The following is a 21,091-nucleotide window of genomic DNA, read 5'->3' on the forward strand; positions in this document are numbered from 1 at the left end:
AGATGGGGGCACCCTTCGTAAAGACTGGATCCATTCCGTTATGGAGAGTCGCCGATCGCACGGGCGCACCGGCCCCACCGGGCGCGGAACGTCGGGGCGTCTCCGTCCTATCAGGAACGACCGGTGAGCAGTTCCGCGGCGGCGCGGGCACCGGCCCGGGTCGCACCGAAGGTGGCCAGATGGAGTCGCCCGGTCACCCGCTCCGGTACGCCGAGTTCCACCACCACCGCGTCCGGGCGTACCGCCAGCACCCGGGTCACGGTGCCGGCCATCCAGTCGTGCCGGTGCAGGTCACGGACGACCAGTACGAGTGGCCGACCGACCGCCGGGGCGAGCAGTGACGGCGGTAGCCGGTCGCCCGTCGGCAGGTCCTCGGCGGTCAGCCGGACCGAGGTGGAGCCCGGCAGCAGGGCGACGAGCGGCTCGGCCAGCCCCCACGGGGTCTCCGCGCCGATGGCGATGTTGCGCGGCGGCGCGAACTCCACCACGTGGGCGGGGCTGTCCAACGGCAGCGGGACGGCGTCCGACTCGGCGGTCACCCGGATCGCCCGGCGGGCCGCGGCCAGTCCGATCGTCGACCCCTGTGGTCCGGAGCCGGGCCAGAGGGCCTGCTCGGCCCGGGTGGCGGTGGTCCACGCCGCAAGTTGCCCCACCCGCTTGGCGGCCTCGATCAGCCGCTCCTCGGGCAGCTCACCGGAGATGACCGCGGCCACGATGGCGTCCCGGAGCCGGCTCGCGGTCTCCTCGTCGGCGTGGTCCCCACCGACGCAGATCGCGTCGACTCCGCTGGCGAGGGCCCGTACGGCCACCGCCTCGATCCCGTACCGGTCGGCGACCGCGCGCATCTCGATCCCGTCGGTGATCACGACCCCCTGGAAGCCGAGTTCCTCCCGGAGCAGGCCGTTGAGGACCCGTCGACTCAGGGTCGCCGGCCACTCGTCGTCGATCGCCGGCACCAGCAGGTGTCCCGTCATGATCGCCTGGACCCCGGCGTCGATCGCGGCCCGGAACGGCGGCAGTTCGGCCAGTTCGAGCCGGGCCCGGGTCGAGTCGATCCGGGGTACGTCGATGTGGGAGTCGACGCTGGTGTCACCGTGTCCCGGGAAGTGCTTGGCACAGGCGGCGACCCCGGCGGCCTGGAGTCCGCGTACCCAGGCGGCGGTCTGGCGGGCCACCAGGGCGGAGTCAGCCCCGAAGGCGCGTACACCGATCACCGGGTTGTCCGGGTTGCTGTTGACGTCGGCGACCGGCGCGTAGTTCAGCGTGATTCCGGCGGCGGCCAGTTCGGCGCCGAGGTCTCGGGCCACCCGCTCGGTGAGTTCGGGGTCGTCGATCGCGCCGAGGGCCAGGTTGCCGGGGCGGGAGCTGCCGGTACGCGACTCGAAGCGGGTGACGTCGCCGGCCTCCTCGTCGATCGCCACCAGCACGTCCGGCCGCTCCGCGCGCAGTGCGGCGGTGAGCGCCGAGACCTGCGCGGAGTCGCGTACGTTGCGGGCGAAGAGCGCGACGCTGCCGAGCCCCTCGGCAAGCCAGCGGCGCACCCAGTCCGGCGGGGCGTCGCTGCCTTCGAAACCCGGCTGCAAGACCGCCGCGGCCAGAATCGACAGGCTGCCCGTCGGAGTGCTCATCAGGCTGCGTACCCCCGTGTTGTCCACAGTGAACGCGCTGGTCCGGTCGCCGCGCGTGCTGCCATGGTCACACCGGCCCCGGAAATAGTCAATAAACCTTTCTATTAGCGGGATGCGCCCTTCCGCCGGCCGTACGACAATGTGCGGATGGGTCAGATTCCACTCGCCGCCGAGGACACCAGCTGGTACGACGTGCCCGGCGTACGGCTGCTCGGCGCGGTCCTGGGCACACTCCTGCTGATCGCGGCGATCCGTTCGATGTTCGGCCGAGGTGGCCGCTGACCAGGGCGGCGGGCGGTGGCGGACGCGCGTCGCGAGCCGGATGGCCGGACCTGTTCTAACCTGTCAGCTGATCTGTATCCATCCGGTACGCGAAAGGGGCTTGTCGTGACAGACCAGCCGGTATTCAGCGAGTTCGGGTTTTCCGACGACGAATGGGGTCTGCTCGTCGGCCTGCCGCAGGCCGTGTTGACCGCGGCGAGTGCCGCCGAGTCGAACGGCACCCGGCGCACCCGGACCGAGAACGCCGCCGGCCTGGACGCGATCTCCGCCGGCCGGGAGTCGGCCAGCCCGCTCGTCGCCGCGGTCGCCGGGGAGGCGATCGCCCGGACCGGTGACCCCGAGACCGGCGAGGAACTGCCGATCATCGAGCCGGCCGACCCGCAGGCGATGATCGCCGACGTGCTGCAACGGGCCAAGACCGCCGCCGCCCTGCTCGCGAACCGGGTGCACGAGGGCGAGGTCGGCGCCTACGAGCACTGGCTGGTCGAGATCGCCGACCAGGTGGTGTCGGCGGCGCCCAGCGGTGGCATCCTCGGCATCGGCGGCGAGACGGTCAGCGACGCCGAGCGGCGGTTCCGGGACCGGCTGGCCGAAGTCCTCAACGACTGACCCGATGGCGACTGACCCGATGGCGAAGGAGACGGCGAGATGACCACACCAGCGACCGAGGATGTCCAGGACAGCCCTACTGGCTGGGTTGCCGACCACATCCGCGAGTACGTGGAGAGCAACGGCGAGCGGGGCCGGACCTGGCGGGGCTACCCGACGCTGCTGATCACTGTTCGGGGCCGAAAGTCGGGCAAATTGCACCGGACCGCGCTGATCTACGGACGGGACGGCGACAACTACCTGCTGGTCGCGTCACAGGGCGGAGCGCCGAAGCATCCCGCCTGGTACCTCAACCTCACCGCCGACCCGGAGGTTCGGGTCGAGGTGGACGGAAAGACCCTTGTCGCTCGGGCGCGTACCGCCACGCCCGAGGAGAAGCCGGAACTCTGGCAGCGCATGGTCGAGATCTTCCCGCCGTACGCGACGTACCAGACCCAGACAAGCCGGCAGATCCCGGTCGTCATCCTCGAACCCGTCGACTGACAGCCCGCCGCCGGGCCACCCGGGGCCCGGCGGCGGCAACAGGGGTGAGGGCGACGGGTACTGAGCAGGCGGATCGGGGCCGCCGTCAGCCGCTGCGGTGGCCGTCCGCCCAGCGCTGCCAGGCGTCCAGACCCGTACGGCGATCGTCCGCCCAGGCCCGTTGCGCGTCGGCGCTCGACACGTTCCGCTCACCGGTGGCGGTCACCCAGACGATCTCGTTGAGTGCGCGTCGCCGCAACTCGTCCGACCTCCACCAGGTGGCGTCATCCTGTAGGTCACCGACCTGCGCCACCATCGCCGTCACCGCCTCTCGCGCGTCGGCCACGCCCTGCTCTCGCAACTGCCGCTGCCGGCGGATCGCCGCCTCCCAGCGCAGCCCCCAGTCGGCGACCAGCGGCGGATGCGGACGGTTCATCGCCAGCTTCGCCGCGTGTTCGGTGTGGCTGGCGATCGTCATCGCCAGCAGTCCGTGGTGAGCCCAGAGCGGCTGTGTCTCGTCCGGGCCGGTCAGCGGGGACGGCTCCGAGCGGCGGCCGGCGTGGAGCGCGGCCAGTGCGTCCAGACACTCGCCCCGGCGGGCCGCGTACGAGCCGAGGTCGGTGAGGCGGACCAGCCCCGGCAGGGTCGTCACGCCCCGCCCGACCACCGTGACCACCACATCGTCGCGTACGAGGCGCCAGGCGACGTACCCCTGCACCCGCTGGACCAGCGCGGACGCCGCCACGGCGTCGACGGTGACCTCGACCGGCTCGGCGCGGGGCGCGTCGGGCAGGCCGTCCCGAGGTCCGGGCAGCATCCCCGGCACCGGGTAGTCCTCGCCGGCCTCGGCGAAGGCCGACGCGAGCACCCAGTCGAGCGGCTGCACCGTCGTGTCCGTACGCGAGTGGGTCTCCACCAACAGCCAGGACTCGTCGGTGCGCAGGCCGTACCCGATCTGGACGGTCATCACCGCACCGTCCTGCCGCGACCACCCGGCGAGCCAGCCCGACTCCACCGAGTCGGCCAGCCCGTAGACCGGCCAACCGGGCAGTTCGAGATCAAGTTCGGCCCGTTGCGCCTCGGCGACCTCGCGCAACGCCCCCACCCAGCCGGCTTCCTCCGGCCCGACGAACCTCATAACCCATTGTCTCGACCATGCTCCGTCCACACCACCCCGACCGCCGGTCGCCGGACCGCCGATACTGGTTCGATGGAAAACGGCGGTGTGGATACCGCCCCTACCGTCCCATCACCACTCGCGCCGCAATCGGATCAGGCGGGCACCGCCACCATCGCGGCTCGCGCTCGCCTGACGGCCGGCGGTGGCGCGGCCACGTTACCGTCGCCGGGTACGTCGAGTGGACCTTGAACCGAGCGGGGATGAGTGCATGAGGTACCGCGCCTTGGCCATGATCGCGGTAGCGGTGACCGCGTCAGCCGCCCTGGTCGCCTGCGACGGCGACGAGGCGTGCGCGGCGCCCGGTGGGTCGAGCGGCGGTCGGTCGAGCGGCGGTGGGTCCAGCGGATCGAAGTCGACCGGAGGCGGGACGAGCAGCAACCGGACCGCACCGAAGGCGCCCGTCGTCCAGCCGGTACAGCCCGCCTGGCAGCAGGGTGAGCCGGTGCGGAAGGTGCCCGGGGGCGGGCCGGTGGGCTCCCGGACCGGGAACCGCAACGGCGGACCGGCGGCCGTGCCGTACATCGTCGGGGACGACGATGACGACTGCGACTGAGTAGTTCGGCACCGGGCGAACGCCGACCGGGGTGCCGGGACCGTTGTTATGGTCAGCCTGACGGTCAGATCACGGAGAACCCTCGGCCCGCATCGGCACAGGTAGGAGCCACGCCGTGACCCTCTCAGCCAGCCAGACCATCCACACCGGGATGCGCGACATCGACGGTGTGACGGTTCGATTCGCTGAGAGCGAGGACCGGGTCGAGCACGCCCTGCTGCTCAATCCGTGGCCGGAAAGCCTGTACGCGTTCGCCCCGGTCTGGGGGCGACTGTCTGAACGTACCCACCTGGTGGCGCTCGACCTGCCGGGCTTCGGGCACTCCGAACGCCGCGACGATTTGATGTCCCCGCAGGCGATGGGCGATTTCGTCGTACGCGTCGCCGACGCCTTCGGGCTCGACAGCCCGCACGTCGTCGGCCCGGACGTCGGCACCGGGGCCGCCCTGTTCGCCGCCGCCCGGCACCCGGGCCGGTTACGCAGCCTCGTCGTCGGCAGCGGGGCGGCGGCGGTGCCGATCCAGTTGGGCGGGGCGCTGAAGGACTGGGTCGAATCCCCGGACCTCGACAGTTACCGCCGCATGGATCCTCGGGAGATCGTCAGCGCCGCACTGGCGACCATCAAGGGGTACGAGATTCCCGAGCCGATCCGCGAGGACTACCTCTCGTCGTACGACGGCGAGCGTTTCGTGGAATCGATGCGCTACGCGCGGGCGTACCCGGAGCAGTTGCCGGTCTTGCGTGATCTCCTGCCGCAGATGCAGACGCCCGTCCAGATCATCGCCGGGGCGCATGACCTGGCCGTGCCGCCGGTCAACGCCGAGTTCCTCGACCGGCGGCTCCCCCGCAGCAAGCTCGCCATGATCGACGCGGGGCACTTCACCTGGGAGGAGCGCCCGGACGAGTACGCGGCGCTGATCCTGGACTGGTGGCACGGCGGGTACGAGACGGCCGCGTCCTCGGCCATTCGGTAACCCCCACCGGCATTTCGCCAGCGCCTCGTCTCCACGCTCCGCTAAGGCTCTGCCCAAGCTAACAGTCCGCCCGGTGCGAACGTCCGGTCCGCCCCACAAACGACAGGTCAGCGTCACCCGACCGGGTTTTCGAGACAAGTTCCCGGATCTCCGAGGAACTCTCCCGTATTAGCGTGAGCTGCGCGCTGGATGGCGAACAAGAGTCCTCTTGGTCGATTACTGGCGTAACCCGATCGAGAGGATGCGAACCATGCACGACCTTTCTCGTCGCAAACTGCTCCAGGCGACAGCGGCCGTTGGCACAGGGGCGGTCGTTTTCCCGGGCATCATCACCGGCACCCCGGCCTTCGCCGCCGACGGCTCGGGTTCGCCATGGGGCGAGACAAGCGCACCGGCTACGCTGACCGGCCGCATCGTCCGTCCCCAGGATCCCGGATACGCGGACGCGAGCCTCGGCTGGGACGAACTGTTCGTGCGCTATCCGTTGGTCATCGTCTTCGCCCAGAACACCCAGGACGTGGTGAACGCCCTCACCTGGGCACGACAGAACGACGTCGCGCTGCGGGTGCGCAGTGGTCGCCACAGCCTTGAGGGCTGGTCGAATGTCGACAACGGAATCGTGATCGACGTCAGCGAGTTGAAATCGACCCACATCGACACCGCCACCAACACCGCAAGGGTCGGCGCGGGGCTCAATCAGTTGGAGGCGGTGACCGCGCTCGGGGAGCAGGGCCTCGCGGTGACGACCGGCACGGAGGGAAGCGTCGGCCTGTCCGGTGCGACCCTCGGCGGTGGCTTCGGCTTCCTCACCCGCTACCTCGGTATGGCCTGCGACAACCTCATCGGGGCGGAGATTGTCATTCCGTCGGGTGCCGACGGCGCGAAGGCGATCGAGGTCGACCTGAGGAACCACGCGGACCTGCTCTGGGCGTTGCGCGGAGCGGGAAACGGCAACTTCGGGATCGTCACCTCACTCACCTACAAGGTGACCCCGCTCAGCAGCGTCGCCTATCTGCAAGCGACCTGGGAGGGGCTCAACGACCTGCACGGAGTCTTCGACACGTGGCAGCGCAGCGCACCGTTCGCCGACAACCGTCTCGGCACCCAACTCGAAATCCACAAGTCCCAGATCCTGCTGTTCGGGGTGCTCGCGGAGGGGTCGGAGGCAGAGGCGAGGGAACTGCTGGCCTCGGTCCTCTCCATTGGCAACCCCGAGGTCACGGTGCAGATCGGGGGCTGGGGCGAAACCTATGCCGCATTCCAGATTCCGATCGAAGACGAGCCGGCGAACTGGAAATTCTTCTCGCAGTTCACCAACGCGCCGTTCCCGTACGAGGCGATCAGCCTGATTCGCGCGTTCATGGAAAACGCCCCCTCCGAGGACAGCAACTTCTTCACCCAGGCATTCGGCACCGGGGCTCAAACGAACGAACCGCCGGGCGGCTCGGCGTTCCCGCATCGTAACTCGCTCTTCTATTCCGAGCCCGGTGCCGGCTGGGGCACCCGTGGCGAACCGGACAGCGGCGACGCTCTCACCCCGGTCGCCCAGGCCTGGATCGCCGAGTTCAGCCAGGCACTGCGCCCCTTTGTGGACGGCGCCTACGTCAACGTGCCGAACATCGGGATGGCGGAATGGGAAACCGCCTACTGGGGCCGCAACTTCAAACGGCTCCGCACGATCAAGGGGAAGTACGATCCCCTCAACGTCTTCCAGTACGAACAGAGCATCCCACCCGCAACCTGTTGACCTGAGCGTGGAAGCCGGTTGGCGCCCGTACCCGGGCGCCTACCGTGCCCCCAGGGATCTTCCCCGGGTCGAGCCCGGCCGTGTCGTCGGCCTTGGTGCCACCTGTGATTTCGCAGGGGCGCGCGCGGAGGATGTAAGCGCCCGGAGCTTCCGGGTCAGCGAGTTCGCGACGTTGGAAGACGGCCGGCGCGTGATGCTGCACGCGGAGCGTGGGTTCAGCATCGCCGCCAGATCAACCGGTGCCCCGGGTAACGGTGCGATCCCGCTCCACGAGACTCGGGACGGCATCACCCAGAACGTGTTGATCACCGTGCTTCCCGACGACGACGAGTGCACGCAGGCGCACCCTTGGGCGTGGTTGGCCGAGCTGGCTCGGGCGCGCGGCCTGGACGTCACCAGCGAAGAGCTGCGGGGACTACCGTACGAGGTGGTCCTCACCGACAGGGTTGCCCGTTGGCTCAGTCCCCCCTGAAACCGATCGCGATCGTCACGATGGCGCAGATGGCCGGGTCAGTGGGTTGGCTAGGCTCCGGGACATGTTCCGTGAGGCACGGCCCGACGACTTCGAGCAGATCACCCGCCTCTACCGGCAACTGCATCCGAACGACCCCGTTCTGGAGGACGGATCCTCCGCGCAGGCTTTCCAGCAGGTCCTGGGCTCGCCGGCGCTGCATCTCTTCGTACTCGAACTGGACGGGGTTGTCGTCGCCACGACGTACCTCAACGTGATCCCCAACATCACCCGATCGGCGTCGCCCTACGCCGTCATCGAGAACGTCGTCGTCGAGGAATCGCGGCGGGGTACCGGTCTGGGCAGGCAGATCATGGCCGGCACACTCCAAGCCGCCTGGGACGCGGGCTGTTACAAGGCAATGCTGATGACCGGCTCGCGCGAGCCCTCGACCCACGCCTTCTACAGGGCCTGCGGATTCTCCGCCGACGCCAAGACGGCGTACGTGGCTCGACCGTCGTGACGGATTCGCACTGGTTGATCGATCGGGCGGGGATGGAGTCGGTCTACCACGCCGATGATCTAGTGACGCTGGACGAGGCGACGCTTGCCGTCATCACACACGAACCCACCCGGGCCTTCCTGTGTGACGTCGGCCTGCCGGACCGGGTGGGCTGGTTCGAGGCCGACCAGCTTTTCGTCGACGGCGACCTGCGAGTCGGCGGCGCGGCGTGGCAGCGCGTCGCGCTGCGGCATCCGAGCTGTCCGTTCGACATGTCGGCCTGGTTGACGCTCGGCGGGATCGGCCTCGACGACGCCATCGTGGACACCATCACGGGCAACGTGTATTGCATTCCGGAGGACGGCGCTCCGCACCTGCTCAACAGTGGTGTCGACCGGCTGGCATTCTTCTTGCACGCCCTGGAGGTGGAGCGACCGCAGTACGACGTCGATGCGGGCGCCGACGTGGTCGATCCCGAGGGAGCGGAAACGAGGCTGCTGTCGCTGATGCGCCGGGCCGACCCGGCCGCGATGGCGTATCCGGAGGCCTGCTGGTTCACCGTACTCCGGAACGTACGCAAACTGCTGAGCTACTAGCCTGCCCATGGACGGCGGGGTCGGCGGCGATCAGGCAGCCCCGTCGATGATCTGTTCGAGATTGTCGCGGACCGTGGCGATAGCAGGGTCATCGGGGTTGAGCGTGCTTTCGAGGTGAGCAAGGATGGCCTGGTAGAGGGCAATTGCCTCGTCCAGGTGGCCGGCCGCCGCGTAGGCGTAGGCGAGGTTGCCACGGGCGCTAAGCGTGTCGGGATGGTCGGGGCCGTGAATGTCTTCGAGGTCGGCGAACAGGGCCTGAAAGAGGGTGACGGCCTCCTCCCGTCGGCCGGCGACCCCGTAGGCGTAGGCGAGCTGTTGTCGCGTATCCAGCGTCACTTCATGCTCGGCTCCCAGAACGCGCTCCTGGTCGCGGACGGCGGTGATGAAGACGCCGATCGCCTCGTCGGGTCTACCGGCCCACCGGTAACCGAGGGCGAGATTGCTCCGGGAGATGAGTGTGATGGGGTGCGCAGCGCCGTACATCCGCTCACAGCCCGCGGAGATGACTTCGAAGAGGTGCACCGCTTCCTGCTGCCGCCCGCTCACACGGTACAGGTGCGCCAGATCTGTCTTCGAGGTCAACGTGTTGGGGTGATCAGCGCCCAGTAGTCGCTCCTCGTCGGCGACGATGGATTCGAGCAGACGGGCTGCTTCATCGTCCATGCCGGCCCTTCGGTAGATGTGGGCAAGGTTGGAGCGGACGGTCAGTGTGGAGTGGTGCCCCGGGCCGAGAACACGCTCCATGGCGCCGGCCGTGGCCTGGTACGTGGCAATCGCCTGAAACCGCCAGCCCGCCGATTCGTACGCCTGGGCCAGGTTGTTGCGGGAGGTGAGGGTGGAGAGGTGGTCCCGACCCAGCAGCCGTGTGTTGTCGGCGACGATCGCCCGGAAAAGCCTGATCGCTTCGGCGGTCAGACCGGCTGATTCGTAGGCGCTGGCGAGGTTGCTTCGGGAGGTGAGAGTCTCCGGGTGCTCGTGTCCCAGGTCGCGTTCGCGCTCCTCGACGATGGCGCGGTGAAGGGTGATCGCCTCGTCGTGACGACCGGCCGCAGCGTACGCGTGGGCCAACATGGTGCGCACTGCTCCGGTGCCGGGGTGCCCGGCGCCCAGCTCGCGCTCCCGTGCGGCGACGATTGCCTCGTAGATGCTGATCGCCTTACTCAGTCGGCCGGCCGCCTCGTAGGTCTGCGCGAGGCTGTACCGCGCCTCCCGCGTATCAATATGCTCAGGGCCCAGTTCGCGGTGTCGTTCGTCCACGATTGCCTGATAGATGCCCACAGCTTCGTCGAACCGGCCCGCCGACCGATAGACACCGGCAAGATCGAAACGCGAGGTCCGCGTGTCAGGGTGGTGCCGGCCCAGAATCCGTTCCCGCTCGTCGTACGTCGTCTGCAACATCGGCACTGCTCGGTGGAGGTCTCCGGCGTCGTGCAGGCTTTCGCCAGCCCAGGCGTAGAGCGTGAGGAACTCAGCAGTCCATTCCGGGCTGTGCTCGCCAAGCGCAGTGATATGCGTCACGAGTTCGTGATGCCCGGACTTGCTGTCATCGTCCTCGACGGCCGTGTCGATGTAATGGGAGAGCATCCTCACTGCCGCCGCGACGCCATCGGTGAGGGTCACCGACGACGACCGGTCGGCCTGGGACCGGACAACCTGCGCGGTAATCCGATGGACGGCTAGAACGGCGATGTCGGCGCCGGAACCGTCCGATCGAGCCTTTGTCGTGAGAAGTAGTGCGTCTGACAGGAGACGCAGTGCCGTTGCCATCGAGGCGGCATCGGTCTGCAATGCCGCCTGTGCGGCCTCGCCGGTAACCAGCGCTTGCCTGACGCCGTCGATCGACATCACCGACAACACCGTCAGTAGCCGTTCGGCGAGTCCGGTGGGGTCTTCGTGACGCAGTCCCGCCAGACTCAACGCGACGGCCTTGTGTACCCCGGAGTGCAGCGGCGCACCGTCGAGAACGTGACTGTCGAGTGCGATCAGATATTCACCGCAGCTTGACCCGTGCTGCGCGATATGGGTCGCCGCCTGCGCCAGACCCAGGGGAAGCCAGTCGAGTCGATCGCCCAGTTCGTCGACAGCCGGGTCATCGCGCAGGGAGGCGGCCTCGGCCAGGAATGCTCTTCCCTCAGCGGCGGTGTACGGCGGAACCACAATCGCCGTGACATCGTGCATGGTGGCGACCTCTTGACCGGCACCGGTGATGATCACCTCGACCGCGTCGAACCTCGGCAAGAGTTCGCCGACCCGTGTGGGGTTCTCGACGTTGTCGAACACGACGAGCCGTTTCGTGTTGAAGTGAGCCAACATGGCCGACCAGGCATACTGCGCCTGCTTGCGAGGCTTCAGGTCATCGTCGAACAGTTCGAGTCGGGTCGAGAAATGGGTCGGACCGGTCATGAATCCAGACGTGGCATCGACCCAGGCGACCGAGGCGTATCCCGTTTCGACGCACTCACGGGCGTACGCGGCGGCCAGCTGCGAAGCACCGGCTCCGTTGACTCCCACCAGCGCTACCGTGCCGTTGCCTGCTGCCAGCGCCTGCTTCACCCGCGCGTACAGGATGGGACGCTGTTGGAAGTGCCGCGCCGGTGCTGGGATCGCGCCGAACACCACTTGTCTCGCCGGGATCGGTAGTGTCCCCGGCCGTCGTCTTGCCCGGTCCAGGAGCGCGAGACCGCCGCCCACCACGTCCGACAACCAGCGCGGCAAGGCCAGTTTCCATGGATGCAGCCGCATGGCGAGCTCCTCGGTTTCGGTGTCTCAACCAGGTTCGTAGATGTGACATCGGTGGGTTCCGGGCACTCGCGTGGCCACCGTTCGCGGTAGCCGTCGGGTTCTACGGCCCGATATGGAGGAACGGTGCCCAGGTACTCGGCCGGTGCGGGGCACGGTCGCGGAGCCCTCGTACGGTGTGGTGCAGCGCCTGCGCGGTGTGCGCGGAGTCGAGAATGCCGCCCTTGAGGAGCCGTGGATAGAACCCGTTGGCGACTTCGGTGGCCGAGAGGTCCGAAATGTTCCAAAGGGTGGCGATGACGTGGCGCCAACCCGTGTGTTGGAGGGCAGCAGCGACCGTGATGGTCTCGTCGGTGTTCGCCACACCGCCGGTCGCGGTATTGCAGGCGGAGAGAAAGGCGAGCTCACCGCCGCTGGTTGGCTGGGCGGCCAGGTCGACGACGGTTACCAGGCCGGCGGCGTCCCAGTCGTAGGGGGCCAGCCCACCCGCGTCCGGTTCGACAATGTCCTGATAACCGTGGCACGCGGCGTGCAGCCACGCGTGGTGCGGGAGTGCGGCGATGATGTTCTGGCGGGTGGCGGCCGGTCCGGTAAGGATCGTGTGACGGTCAGGCAGGACGCTGGCGAGTAGGTCCCGTTCGGCGGTAGCCCCGGGCAGTGGAGCCCGGTGGGGCGTCTCGGGCAGGGCCACGACGAGCATCTTCGACGCGGCGCCCGTCGAGGCCGGGGAGTGGTTGTCCACCTGGGCGAGGGCGCGCAGAGTGGGGGCGTAGGACGAAACGACCCGGTGGTACACAGTGTCGCTTGTGTGGTGGTGCCCGGCGGCGTGGATGGGCAGCGCGGTGAGCGGGCCGGTCGGGCACCACCAGATGCGGGGCCAGTGCTCGTCATCGGTGGGTGTGGTGGTGTGACCGAGGGCGTGGAGAACGGGTGCGGCGATGTGCTCCCAGAGCCACTCCAGGGCGGTGGTGACGGCCATGTCCAGGACGATGCGATCAGCCGTGGAACGCCGACTGTTGTCGAAGTCCTCCAGTGCTGACAGGTAACGGTTCGCTTCATCGGTGACCGCCTGGGCGTGCAGATCCCCGAGCGGGATTGGCCTGACGCCTTCACGGTGCAGGGCGAGGGCATCGCAGCCCCATTGACTGACGATGACGATGACGATATGACCGTCGCCCGGGGGCAGGAGGCCGGAGAGCCGGGGTGGGGCGAGAAACTGGTCCGGTTCCGGAAACCCGGCTGTGGCCGGGAGGGCTCGAATCTGAGCGACGAGTCGGTCGTACTCATAGGCGGCCTGGTGCCGGGTTTCCCGCTCGTACTGCTGTTGACTCGCGTCGTGAGGACCATCGAGGGTGCCGGCGGGTTGTTCGAGGCGGGCGCGGCACAGCGACAGTCGATCGGCCAGCTCCGGGTGTGCCTGGGTCAGGCGAGTGAGGTCGGTGCGGATGTCAAGTAGCTGTGCCCACAACACACCCCGGCCCTGTTCGAGGAGCTCGACCGCCCGATCGTGGCGACCGGCGGCAATGGCACACGCGGCGGCATCACGGCCCAGGGAGGCAGCCGTGCTGTCGAGGAGATGCTGTTGGTCCTGACGTTCGACACCGCGCCAGGAGAGCAGCGGCAACAGGTTCACGACCGCGGCCTCGTACACATCGGCCGCGGCCAGACGGCCGTGCGCGGAGGCGATCATCTCCGCGTGCAGCCGGGCCGCGGTCACCCGTACCGCCGCGGCGACCGCCGTCGAGGCGGACACCTGCGACCATGCCCGCGCAGCCTCAGCCACATCGTCCGCACGTCCCGTGCGCTTGTAGCGGCCGTGGAACGCGAGGCCGAGATTCGTCAGATACATCGCCCGGTGTGGGTCGTCCTCGGTGGCGGCCCGCACAGCCCGCTGTCCGAGCCGGATCGCCTCCTCCAGGTCCGCCGGCTGTCGCGTGCGTTCAAACCGGGCCAGTAGTGCACTACTGAGGGTGGACAGGCGCATTGCCTGGCCTGCGTCGTCGTCGCCGTCTGCTGCTTGCTGGGCAAGCCAGACCGCCTCCGCTAGGTCAGTCAGCACCCCACCGTGTTCAAATCTGACCTGTAGCACCCCGCTCAGGTTCGCCAGTCGTGTGAAACGTCGGGGATGGTCCAAGGGCGTTATGCCCAGTGCCTCCCGGATCACCCGGACCGCCTCATCGAGATCAGTGAATCGCCCGGTGCGTCGATAGCTGGCCAGTAACGCACTACCCACAGCGGACAGGGAGGTTGCCCGATCAGGGTAGTCACCGACCGTAGCGTCCAACGTTTGCTGGCCCAGTCGTACTGACTCCTCCAGGTCCGCCAGCCTCCCCGTGCGCTCGAATCTGGCGTGGAGCGCGGATCCGAGGTTGGACAGGCACATGGCCCGCTTCGGGTGGCCGGTGGGGGTGGCTTCCACCGCCTGTCGCCCTACCCGGACGGCCTCATCCAGATCAGCCAGTTGCCCGGTGTACTCGTACCGGGTGGTCAGGGTGAAACCGAGGTTGGACAGGCACATGGCCCGGTCGGGGTGGCCGGGTGGGGCAGCCTGCACCGCCCGCTGCCCCATCCGGACCGCCTCGTCCAGGTCACCTATCTGCCGGGAATGCCGGAACCTGGTGCGCAGTGTGTTGGCGAAGTTCGACAGCAGGGTCGGATCGTCGGGTTGGTCCGAGGACGCGACTTCAACCGCCCGACCGCTGATCTCTACCGCGTCATCCAGGTCAGCCGAGAGTCCGGTACGGTCGAATCTGGCGAGCAGCACGCTACCGAGGTTGGTCAATATCCCGGCCCGCTCCACGGGGTCATCCACGGCGGCGTTCACCGCTTCCCCTCCAAGGAGCTCGACCGCCTCGTTCAAGGCTGCCAGATCGCCGGTCCGGTCGAAGCTCTCTCGCAGAACGTGGCCCAAGCGGGCCACGAGCGGGGCTCGGTAGGGATGGTCGACCGCGATGGCACTCACTGCCTCCCGACCCACCCGGACCGTCTCGTCGAGGTCGTCAAGATCCCCAGTACGCTCGAACCGGGCCTGTAGCGCCCCGGCCAGGTTCGACATGTACATCACCCGATCAGGGTGGTCGACAGCCAGGTCATCGAGTGCCTGCCTGCTGGTCCGCACTGCCTCGTCCAGGTCCGTCGAATGCCCGGCCTGCCCAGCGCGCGCCCGCAATGCGAGTCCGAGGACCGTCAACATCGCCGCCCGGTCGGGATTGTCGAACGGGGTCGCGTCCACCGCCGCTTGACTCACCTTTACGGCCTCGTCCAGGTCGGCCAGATTCCCCGTACGCTGGAACCGGTACTGCAAGGCACCACTGAGATTGGACAGATACATTGTCCGATCCGGGTCGCTCGTGTCGGTGGAGACGACGCGGAGCATGCTGACCCCGAGGTCCGATGCGATCGGGTCGTGTGTACGGGACGAGCGCTCGACCAGCTCGGCCGCAATAGTGTGGCGAACCTCGGCACCTTTGCCAACGGTCCCCCAGAAGCGCGACACGGGTTCGGGCAACGTCCCGGTGGCCTCGCCGGCGAGCAGATCAGCAAGACCCACCGTCGTGTAGAAGTCGTCCAGGTCGCGCTCCTCCGATCGCTCGACGAAACGGCACCAGTAAAGCCGACACAGGGCAGTAACCACATCGGCGGAGGGTTCGCCCGCAGCGGTGGCCTCCGCCCACAGGGTGGCGGCGACGGTCAGAGCCTCCGGGTCCAACACCGGGTCGGAGTCGCCGTGATGATGTGCCTCGTTCCGTCGCCGCAGGTCGCCGACGAGCTCAGGTATTGACACCAATGGCTCCTCACCCCACGCCTGGGACCCCAGGAGGCAGTACACCTTAGGAGGGCAACAGTGCCATCGCCAGCAGGTTGTCGATATCCCAACACAAGGATCCGCAGGACGCGCCAAACAAAGATCCTTGGCGGATGAACACCCCCGACACCGCCGACGAGGCGGCGGTCGCCGCGTGGCTCTGCACCCGCCTGGCTGCCCTCTCCGAGACCGCGCGGGTGCACCGGTGGTCGCACAGGCTGGACGCGGCACTGGCGGCGATTCGGGCTGGAGCCTCGGTTTCCCGAGCCCTCAGCGCCCAGCACATCCCAATAGACTCCGCCGCCGTCACGGCCCAACGGACCGAGACGGATCGCGGTGACCCGGCCACCCTGTCCGACCTTGGCATCGATCCGGTCGCTGTGACCGGCGACTATGCCTGCCCCGCGTCCACCTTTCGCTGCGATCGCCGCGCCCGCCACGATCCCGACACGGGCCACGAGCCGCGCTGCGGCATCACGGAGCGCACGATGACCTATCAACCCCACCGCCCACGACCATGACCGAACTGATCAGCCTCATCGGTCAACGGCTCACCGAGCGTTGGGCCACCGTGGTCCTGCTGCCGGGCCTGCTCTATGTCCTCATCGGCGGCTGCGCGCTGACCGTCGGCCACGCACACGCCCTGGACGCGCTCTATCTCACCAAAGCGCTCAACACCTCGTGGCAGCGCATCGTCGGCCACGCCCCGGCCGGTCCTCTCCTCAGCCTGGCGGCGCTGTTCGGCCTCGCCATTCTCAGCGGTGTCACCGCCACTTTCCTCGCGGGGCGCGTCCATTCGCTGTGGGTGATGAGCGGACCGCAGCGCTGGGTCGAGCGGCGCCAGCGTAAGACCATGCGGGCGTGGGCGAGTCGAGAGCCCCGACCTCCGACGCGCTACCTACCCCGACGCGCCACCAGCATTGGCGACACCTTCCGCCTGGTAGGGGAACGCATCCACGCTCACTACGGTCTTTCCGTCCTGCTCGCGTGGCCGCGTATCTGGATACTTGCCAGCCCCGACACCCGTACCCTTGTCACGACCGCCTACCAGCGCTATCACAGTGACGCCGTCATCGCGGCCTGGGCATTGCTCTATCTCCCCCTGGCCGCCTGGTGGTGGCCGGCGGCCCTCATCGCGACAGCCACCGCCGTCATCGGCTACCGGCGTGCCCGAGGTAGCGCGTCCAGTCTTGCCAGCCTTATCGAAGCGACTGCCGACACGCACCAACACCAGCTCGCTGCCGCACTGGGCGTGCCGCTACCCGAGGGCCGGATCACTCCAGTCCAAGGCGCGCACATCAACAAGGACATCAACAAGCAGGCGTGATCGGGACTCCGCTGGATGTTCTGCCCAGGGGAGGTCGGTCGACCGGGGTCACCGCTACACGGCACCATCACGTCCGGCGGCAAGCCGAAGAAGCGCACCACCGGACGTGATCGGACCAAACAACGGGGACTCGGGGACGCTTCGCCAACCCGACGAGCGCCCACGATGCCTCGGGGCAAAGCTCAGCGTGCCGTCGTCACGACAGTGACGCCGTATCGATGACGAAACGGTAGCGAACGTCGCTGGCAAGGACACGCTCGTACGCTTCGTTGATCTTGTCTGGGGTGATCACTTCGATCTCCGCACCGAGACTGTGTTCGGCGCAGAAATTGAGCATCTCCTGGGTCTGACGGATGCCGCCGATCATGGAACCCGCCATGCTGCGGCGCTGCGAGATCAGCGAGAACTGGGCGAAGGAGCTCGGCTCACCCGGTGCACCCACATGCACCAGCGTGCCCTCACGCTTGAGCAGTCCCAGGTACGCGTCCAGCGGAAGATTCACGGAGACCGTGTTGACGATCAAATCGAAGGAACCGGCCAGCTTCTCGAACGTCTCCGGGTCACTGGTCGCATAGTAGTGATCAGCGCCGAGACGTACCGCGTCGTCCTTCTTCCGCAGCGACTGCGACAAGACGGTGACCTCGGCGCCCATTGCGTGTGCGATCTGCACACCCATGTGACCCAAGCCACCCATGCCAACAATTCCCACATTCTTGCCGGGTCCGGCGCCCCAGTGCGCAAGCGGCGAGTACAACGTGATGCCCGCGCACAGCAGGGGCGCGGCCACGTCCAGACCCAGCCCGTCGGGGATGCGTAGGACGTAGTTCTCGTTCACCACGATGTGGGAGCTGTAACCGCCGTAGGTCGGCTCACCGGTGAACTGCCTGCTGTTATAGGTGCCCACCATACCTTTGCAGTACTGCTCCTCGCCGGCCTTGCAGTTCTCGCACTCACCACAGGAGTCGACAAAGCAGCCGACTCCCACCCGGTCGCCGACGGCGTAACGGGTCACACCGGCGCCGACCTCGGTCACCACGCCCGCGATTTCATGGCCCGGGACCAGCGGGAAGATAGCCTCTCCCCATTCGCCGAGCGCCGTGTGGATGTCGGAGTGGCAGATCCCGGCATACTTAATCTCGATGCCCACGTCGTACTCGCCCACGGAACGACGCGGGATTGTCGTACGCGTCAGAGCAGCCTTGGGGGAAGCCACCGCATAAGCGGCAACTGTCGTGGGAGTTGTCATGGTGCATTTCTCCAAAGAGAGCGGGAAGGAAGGGTTGGCGTGGAGCGCGAGCCTCAGCGCCTCCACGATTCATCGCAAATGCTACCTACGCAACATCTGAGCCCTCCGGTTGCTTCCCCGGGTGAGATCCAACTCTCTCCCGTGCACACCGAGACGGGTAGACGGGCATCACGGGGGCAAAGGTCACCGCCGGTCGTTTTGAGGCACGGGAGCCCCACGGGCAGCGCGGCAACGCCGTCGGTGGTGATCGTGGGCCGTCGAGGATGGCGTAGGCCAGTTGTGTAGTAGCCATCGTCGTATCCGAATCCCCCAACTCGGTATAGGTCTGCGCGCGTCCCGGAAATCCGAGGCATACGCATTAGGGGGAGATAGGGTCGCAGCACCTTGAATACGCGTTCCGCCTCCGCCCACGTCGGCTACCAGCAGTGGCCAGGACGAAATCTCGGTGACCCCGGACCGTACCTGGTCCCGGTCGACCTACAGCGACCGCCAGACGCTCCGCTAGTCCGGTGGCCGCTGTAGGAGCCGTCGGGACGACTCGAAGCCCAGCCGTTCGTACACCGGCACGGCCGTGCGTCCGGAGTGGACACTCACGCGGGTAGACCCGAGGTGTGCCGCCTGCTGTGATGCGGCCTCCACGAGCGCCGAGCCAATCCCCTGGCCTCGCTGATCCGGCGTGACGAAGACGCTCTGGATGTCCGCGGAGAGCCGGCTTGTCGCTCCAGGTCTCGGGACACGGGGCACGAGCGCGACCCAGGCCATGCCGACGATCTCCGGTCGGCGGAGTCGAGCGACAAACGCCAGGTGCGAATCCTGGTGGACGGCCCACCACTGCGCGAGATCCGCGGCGAATGCGTCGACGGACGGCTGTGCTGGTTCCTCATGATGGGTGTCCAGCCACAACAGCCGGGCCAATCCTGCGACGTCGCCCGCGTTCGCCTGACTGATCCTCACGAGGCGAGTCTGCCACGGCGGACCTCAGCCGTCGTCCGTGCCCGAACCGTCCGGTACCCATCTCGGTATGGGTCTGCGCGCGTCCCGGAAATCCGAGGCGTACGCGTTCGCGGGGAGGTGGGGCCGCAGCACCTCGAACACGCGTTCTGCCTCCGGCTGCCGATAGTCCGTGAACCTCTCGGTTGCCTGCAACCAGTAACCGCCGCGAGGCAGCCGCTCGACGCTCCGGAAGGCGCCCGATTCGTTGAGTCCGTCGAGTCCGCCCAGGGAGAGCCCCACCTTCTCGGGCACCACCGTCACCCATGAGTAGCCGCGCAACGAGAGCTGGATGTCGAGGTAGTGGGACGCCTCGTAGATCCGAAGCATGTCACCGGGCCTCCCGTCTGCCGTCAGGGTGCCGGCGACGAACAGAGCGCTGGGCAGCTTGGCAAGGATCGCCAAGAAAACTGCCCAACTCTCGTCATCGAACCTCAGGTCGCGCTCGATTTCGTGCCCGAGAAATCCGTACGAGAAAACCATCCCCGCATCCACGCCGTACGGGGAGAGTGCACGCGCCGGCCCCTCGTCGCCCGAGGTGTGTGCGAGAGCCGCGTCGCGGAGTTCCCCACCGAGTCGCCGCCATCCGAGGTCGAACCAGGAGCGCACCGCCTCGGCGACGCCCGTTCGATCGGAGGACGGGTCAATGACCAACTGCACCTGCACGACATCCGGCAGGGACGGCACTTCCTGGACGTACGGCACCTTCACCGGTGTCGGCGTGGCGCATCCACTCTCGCCGCAGGCGTCCTGCTCCTGTTCATCGGCGCGGCCTCGCACTCGCCACCCACCTACGCCGACCCGCACAGCACGCCGGGTAACCGGGCCTGAGGGATGGACTGCTGATCCGGCACCCGCTGGCCCTGTCCAACAGGCCGTGCCGACCGATCAACAGGAGTGCACCCTCGCCCTGACCACGAGGTGGGCCGTCAACCACACGTCAATTGAGTCAAATGTGTCGCCGGGTCGACCGGCACACGAAAGGTGTTCACACCGATGTATTGGAATACCTCAGCACGCCGTCCAGCATCACGTTCGAACAGCGTCAGGACCAGTCGAAGTCCGTCAGGACATCAACTCAGCCGGCATGACGGACTTGAGCTGGGAGAACAGCCTCGACAACGCCGTCGAGCAACCGCCCCGCCAGGACAATCCGCCGCGCCTGATCCGCACCCTCGTGGATTCGGTGATGTTCACACCGAACACCCCCTGACGCTGCGACGTCCCTCGCTGAAACCGTTGTAACAAAGTGGCCTTGACCCTGAATGCGAAGATCAACCCTGTCGTTGCCAAACCACCCACCAAGCCATCAATCCATTGACATTAACGAGGGACTCGAACGCGCGGTCCGCCATCCATCTCATCCACGCCGCAGTCGTCCACACGAATGGCTCCTACCCGACTCCCGTAGCACACTCGGGCCAGGAGTTCCTGGGCTCCGGAAAGTAGGTTCCAAACGGTAACCCGGCTATACCAAAAGTCATCTCTCAGGTTCATGAGGTACCGTCACACCGTCAGTTGATCAACAGGATGGATAAAAAATCCATGAGGTTCAGTAACATCCGGTGGACACGCTCCGGCTTCGTCACTGTGGCAGCCGCAGGTGCGGCCCTGTTCGGCGCGGGAATGCTCGCCTCCCCAGCGTTGGCAAACAACCAACTGTTTGACGTCACATGCAGTCAGGCCACGATTGACCTGTCCGGATATCCCACGCAGGACCAGACCACGGTCGAAGTTCAATTCGCCGGAAAAGTTCTGCTGGCCCCCCGGTTGTTCCACGGGTCGTTCCACGATGTCCTTGCCATTCCAAGTCACAGCAGTCCGGCCAACTCGATGCTGATTGTCACCGACAAGGACAACGGAGAATACTCGTACCGGATGATCCGGACGACTCCGGTCTGCGCGAACAACCAGCCCGTTGCTCCCGCAACGCCCGTTCCCCCCAAGCCGAGCACCGCCGCACCCACGCATGCTCCGGCCCCCGGGACGACCGCGACCCCG

The 21,091-nt window shown here is 67.5% G+C and carries 20 protein-coding genes; 12 read left to right on the top strand and 8 right to left on the bottom strand.

What is annotated here, in order from left to right; genetic code table 11:
* Positions 1–110 precede the first annotated feature (110 nt).
* On the bottom strand, positions 111–1,628 hold the full coding sequence (locus ACIBF5_RS22530; protein ID WP_396814647.1) for a glycoside hydrolase family 3 protein: 1,518 nt from the start codon (positions 1,626–1,628) through the stop codon (positions 111–113).
* Between the two features lie 147 nt (positions 1,629–1,775).
* On the opposite strand from ACIBF5_RS22530, the gene ACIBF5_RS22535 reads away from it, so the two are divergent.
* The 3 genes from ACIBF5_RS22535 to ACIBF5_RS22545 all read left to right on the top strand — a co-directional run bounded on the left by ACIBF5_RS22535 (position 1,776) and on the right by ACIBF5_RS22545 (position 3,002).
* Entirely contained in the window at positions 1,776–1,910 is a 135-nt protein-coding gene (locus ACIBF5_RS22535) for a hypothetical protein (RefSeq protein ID WP_281278655.1), read from the top strand.
* Between the two features lie 105 nt (positions 1,911–2,015).
* On the top strand, positions 2,016–2,519 hold the full coding sequence (locus ACIBF5_RS22540; protein ID WP_396814649.1) for a hypothetical protein: 504 nt from the start codon (positions 2,016–2,018) through the stop codon (positions 2,517–2,519).
* Positions 2,520–2,558: 39 nt separating this feature from the next.
* The gene (locus ACIBF5_RS22545; protein WP_396814651.1) at positions 2,559–3,002 is read left to right on the top strand and encodes a nitroreductase family deazaflavin-dependent oxidoreductase; all 444 of its coding nucleotides are present in this window, start codon (positions 2,559–2,561) and stop codon (positions 3,000–3,002) included.
* 85 nt (positions 3,003–3,087) lie between these two features.
* Here ACIBF5_RS22545 and ACIBF5_RS22550 read toward each other — a convergent pair whose 3' ends face one another.
* Complete coding sequence (locus ACIBF5_RS22550) at positions 3,088–4,119, bottom strand: hypothetical protein (protein WP_396814653.1); 1,032 nt, start codon at positions 4,117–4,119, stop codon at positions 3,088–3,090.
* A gap of 250 nt (positions 4,120–4,369) precedes the next feature.
* Between ACIBF5_RS22550 and ACIBF5_RS22555 the strand changes: the two genes are divergently transcribed.
* From ACIBF5_RS22555 to ACIBF5_RS22580, 6 genes are all read left to right on the top strand, one after another.
* Positions 4,370–4,714: a hypothetical protein gene (locus tag ACIBF5_RS22555; RefSeq protein WP_396814655.1), complete on the top strand. Its 345-nt coding sequence runs from the start codon at positions 4,370–4,372 to the stop codon at positions 4,712–4,714.
* Positions 4,715–4,829: 115 nt separating this feature from the next.
* Positions 4,830–5,687, top strand: a complete 858-nt coding sequence (locus ACIBF5_RS22560) for an alpha/beta fold hydrolase (protein WP_396814657.1) — start codon at positions 4,830–4,832, stop codon at positions 5,685–5,687.
* A 250-nt stretch (positions 5,688–5,937) separates the two neighbouring features.
* Positions 5,938–7,434 carry an FAD-binding oxidoreductase gene (locus ACIBF5_RS22565; RefSeq protein ID WP_396814659.1) on the top strand — a complete coding sequence of 499 codons (1,497 nt, stop codon included), beginning with the start codon at positions 5,938–5,940 and terminating at the stop codon, positions 7,432–7,434.
* 190 nt (positions 7,435–7,624) lie between these two features.
* On the top strand, positions 7,625–7,906 hold the full coding sequence (locus ACIBF5_RS22570) for a hypothetical protein (RefSeq protein ID WP_396814661.1): 282 nt from the start codon (positions 7,625–7,627) through the stop codon (positions 7,904–7,906).
* A 64-nt stretch (positions 7,907–7,970) separates the two neighbouring features.
* The gene (locus ACIBF5_RS22575; protein ID WP_396814663.1) at positions 7,971–8,408 is read left to right on the top strand and encodes a GNAT family N-acetyltransferase; all 438 of its coding nucleotides are present in this window, start codon (positions 7,971–7,973) and stop codon (positions 8,406–8,408) included.
* Complete coding sequence (locus ACIBF5_RS22580; protein ID WP_396814665.1) at positions 8,405–8,983, top strand: SUKH-4 family immunity protein; 579 nt, start codon at positions 8,405–8,407, stop codon at positions 8,981–8,983. Before ACIBF5_RS22575 ends, ACIBF5_RS22580 begins: the two co-directional genes overlap by 4 nt.
* A 30-nt stretch (positions 8,984–9,013) precedes the next feature.
* Here the strand turns inward: ACIBF5_RS22580 and ACIBF5_RS22585 are convergent, their stop codons facing one another.
* Both ACIBF5_RS22585 and ACIBF5_RS22590 read right to left on the bottom strand, forming a co-directional pair.
* Complete coding sequence (locus ACIBF5_RS22585) at positions 9,014–11,725, bottom strand: tetratricopeptide repeat protein (protein WP_396814667.1); 2,712 nt, start codon at positions 11,723–11,725, stop codon at positions 9,014–9,016.
* A gap of 100 nt (positions 11,726–11,825) precedes the next feature.
* Entirely contained in the window at positions 11,826–15,506 is a 3,681-nt protein-coding gene (locus tag ACIBF5_RS22590) for a CHAT domain-containing protein (protein WP_396814669.1), read from the bottom strand.
* A 134-nt stretch (positions 15,507–15,640) separates the two neighbouring features.
* On the opposite strand from ACIBF5_RS22590, the gene ACIBF5_RS22595 reads away from it, so the two are divergent.
* Complete coding sequence (locus ACIBF5_RS22595; protein WP_396814671.1) at positions 15,641–16,048, top strand: hypothetical protein; 408 nt, start codon at positions 15,641–15,643, stop codon at positions 16,046–16,048.
* Positions 16,045–16,854, top strand: coding sequence for a hypothetical protein (locus ACIBF5_RS22600; protein ID WP_396814673.1), 810 nt, complete (start codon positions 16,045–16,047; stop codon positions 16,852–16,854). The genes ACIBF5_RS22595 and ACIBF5_RS22600 overlap by 4 nt, the downstream gene beginning before the upstream one ends.
* Before the next feature lie 196 nt (positions 16,855–17,050).
* On the opposite strand, the gene ACIBF5_RS22605 is transcribed toward ACIBF5_RS22600, so the two are convergent.
* The 3 genes from ACIBF5_RS22605 to ACIBF5_RS22615 form a co-directional block, all read right to left on the bottom strand.
* Complete coding sequence (locus ACIBF5_RS22605; protein WP_396814917.1) at positions 17,051–18,100, bottom strand: NAD(P)-dependent alcohol dehydrogenase; 1,050 nt, start codon at positions 18,098–18,100, stop codon at positions 17,051–17,053.
* 501 nt (positions 18,101–18,601) lie between these two features.
* On the bottom strand, positions 18,602–19,054 hold the full coding sequence (locus ACIBF5_RS22610; RefSeq protein ID WP_396814675.1) for a GNAT family N-acetyltransferase: 453 nt from the start codon (positions 19,052–19,054) through the stop codon (positions 18,602–18,604).
* Positions 19,055–19,078: 24 nt separating this feature from the next.
* Positions 19,079–19,870 carry a hypothetical protein gene (locus ACIBF5_RS22615; RefSeq protein ID WP_396814677.1) on the bottom strand — a complete coding sequence of 264 codons (792 nt, stop codon included), beginning with the start codon at positions 19,868–19,870 and terminating at the stop codon, positions 19,079–19,081.
* Between the two features lie 307 nt (positions 19,871–20,177).
* Between ACIBF5_RS22615 and ACIBF5_RS22620 the strand changes: the two genes are divergently transcribed.
* Positions 20,178–20,303: a hypothetical protein gene (locus ACIBF5_RS22620; protein ID WP_396814679.1), complete on the top strand. Its 126-nt coding sequence runs from the start codon at positions 20,178–20,180 to the stop codon at positions 20,301–20,303.
* Positions 20,304–20,596: 293 nt separating this feature from the next.
* Here ACIBF5_RS22620 and ACIBF5_RS22625 read toward each other — a convergent pair whose 3' ends face one another.
* On the bottom strand, positions 20,597–20,869 hold the full coding sequence (locus ACIBF5_RS22625; RefSeq protein ID WP_396814681.1) for a hypothetical protein: 273 nt from the start codon (positions 20,867–20,869) through the stop codon (positions 20,597–20,599).
* Positions 20,870–21,091 lie beyond the last annotated feature (222 nt).

This window comes from Micromonospora sp. NPDC050417 (genome assembly GCF_044458865.1).
GTDB lineage: Bacteria > Actinomycetota > Actinomycetes > Mycobacteriales > Micromonosporaceae > Micromonospora_G.

Coding starts and splice junctions, on each gene's coding strand:
- ACIBF5_RS22530 (WP_396814647.1), bottom strand. CDS start 1,628: ATGAGCACTCCGACGGGCAGCCTGTCGATTCTGGCCGCGGCGGTCTTG.
- ACIBF5_RS22535 (WP_281278655.1), top strand. CDS start 1,776: ATGGGTCAGATTCCACTCGCCGCCGAGGACACCAGCTGGTACGACGTG.
- ACIBF5_RS22545 (WP_396814651.1), top strand. CDS start 2,559: ATGACCACACCAGCGACCGAGGATGTCCAGGACAGCCCTACTGGCTGG.
- ACIBF5_RS22550 (WP_396814653.1), bottom strand. CDS start 4,119: ATGAGGTTCGTCGGGCCGGAGGAAGCCGGCTGGGTGGGGGCGTTGCGC.
- ACIBF5_RS22555 (WP_396814655.1), top strand. CDS start 4,370: ATGAGGTACCGCGCCTTGGCCATGATCGCGGTAGCGGTGACCGCGTCA.
- ACIBF5_RS22565 (WP_396814659.1), top strand. CDS start 5,938: ATGCACGACCTTTCTCGTCGCAAACTGCTCCAGGCGACAGCGGCCGTT.
- ACIBF5_RS22575 (WP_396814663.1), top strand. CDS start 7,971: ATGTTCCGTGAGGCACGGCCCGACGACTTCGAGCAGATCACCCGCCTC.
- ACIBF5_RS22585 (WP_396814667.1), bottom strand. CDS start 11,725: ATGCGGCTGCATCCATGGAAACTGGCCTTGCCGCGCTGGTTGTCGGAC.
- ACIBF5_RS22595 (WP_396814671.1), top strand. CDS start 15,641: ATGAACACCCCCGACACCGCCGACGAGGCGGCGGTCGCCGCGTGGCTC.
- ACIBF5_RS22600 (WP_396814673.1), top strand. CDS start 16,045: ATGACCGAACTGATCAGCCTCATCGGTCAACGGCTCACCGAGCGTTGG.
- ACIBF5_RS22605 (WP_396814917.1), bottom strand. CDS start 18,100: ATGACAACTCCCACGACAGTTGCCGCTTATGCGGTGGCTTCCCCCAAG.
- ACIBF5_RS22620 (WP_396814679.1), top strand. CDS start 20,178: ATGACGGACTTGAGCTGGGAGAACAGCCTCGACAACGCCGTCGAGCAA.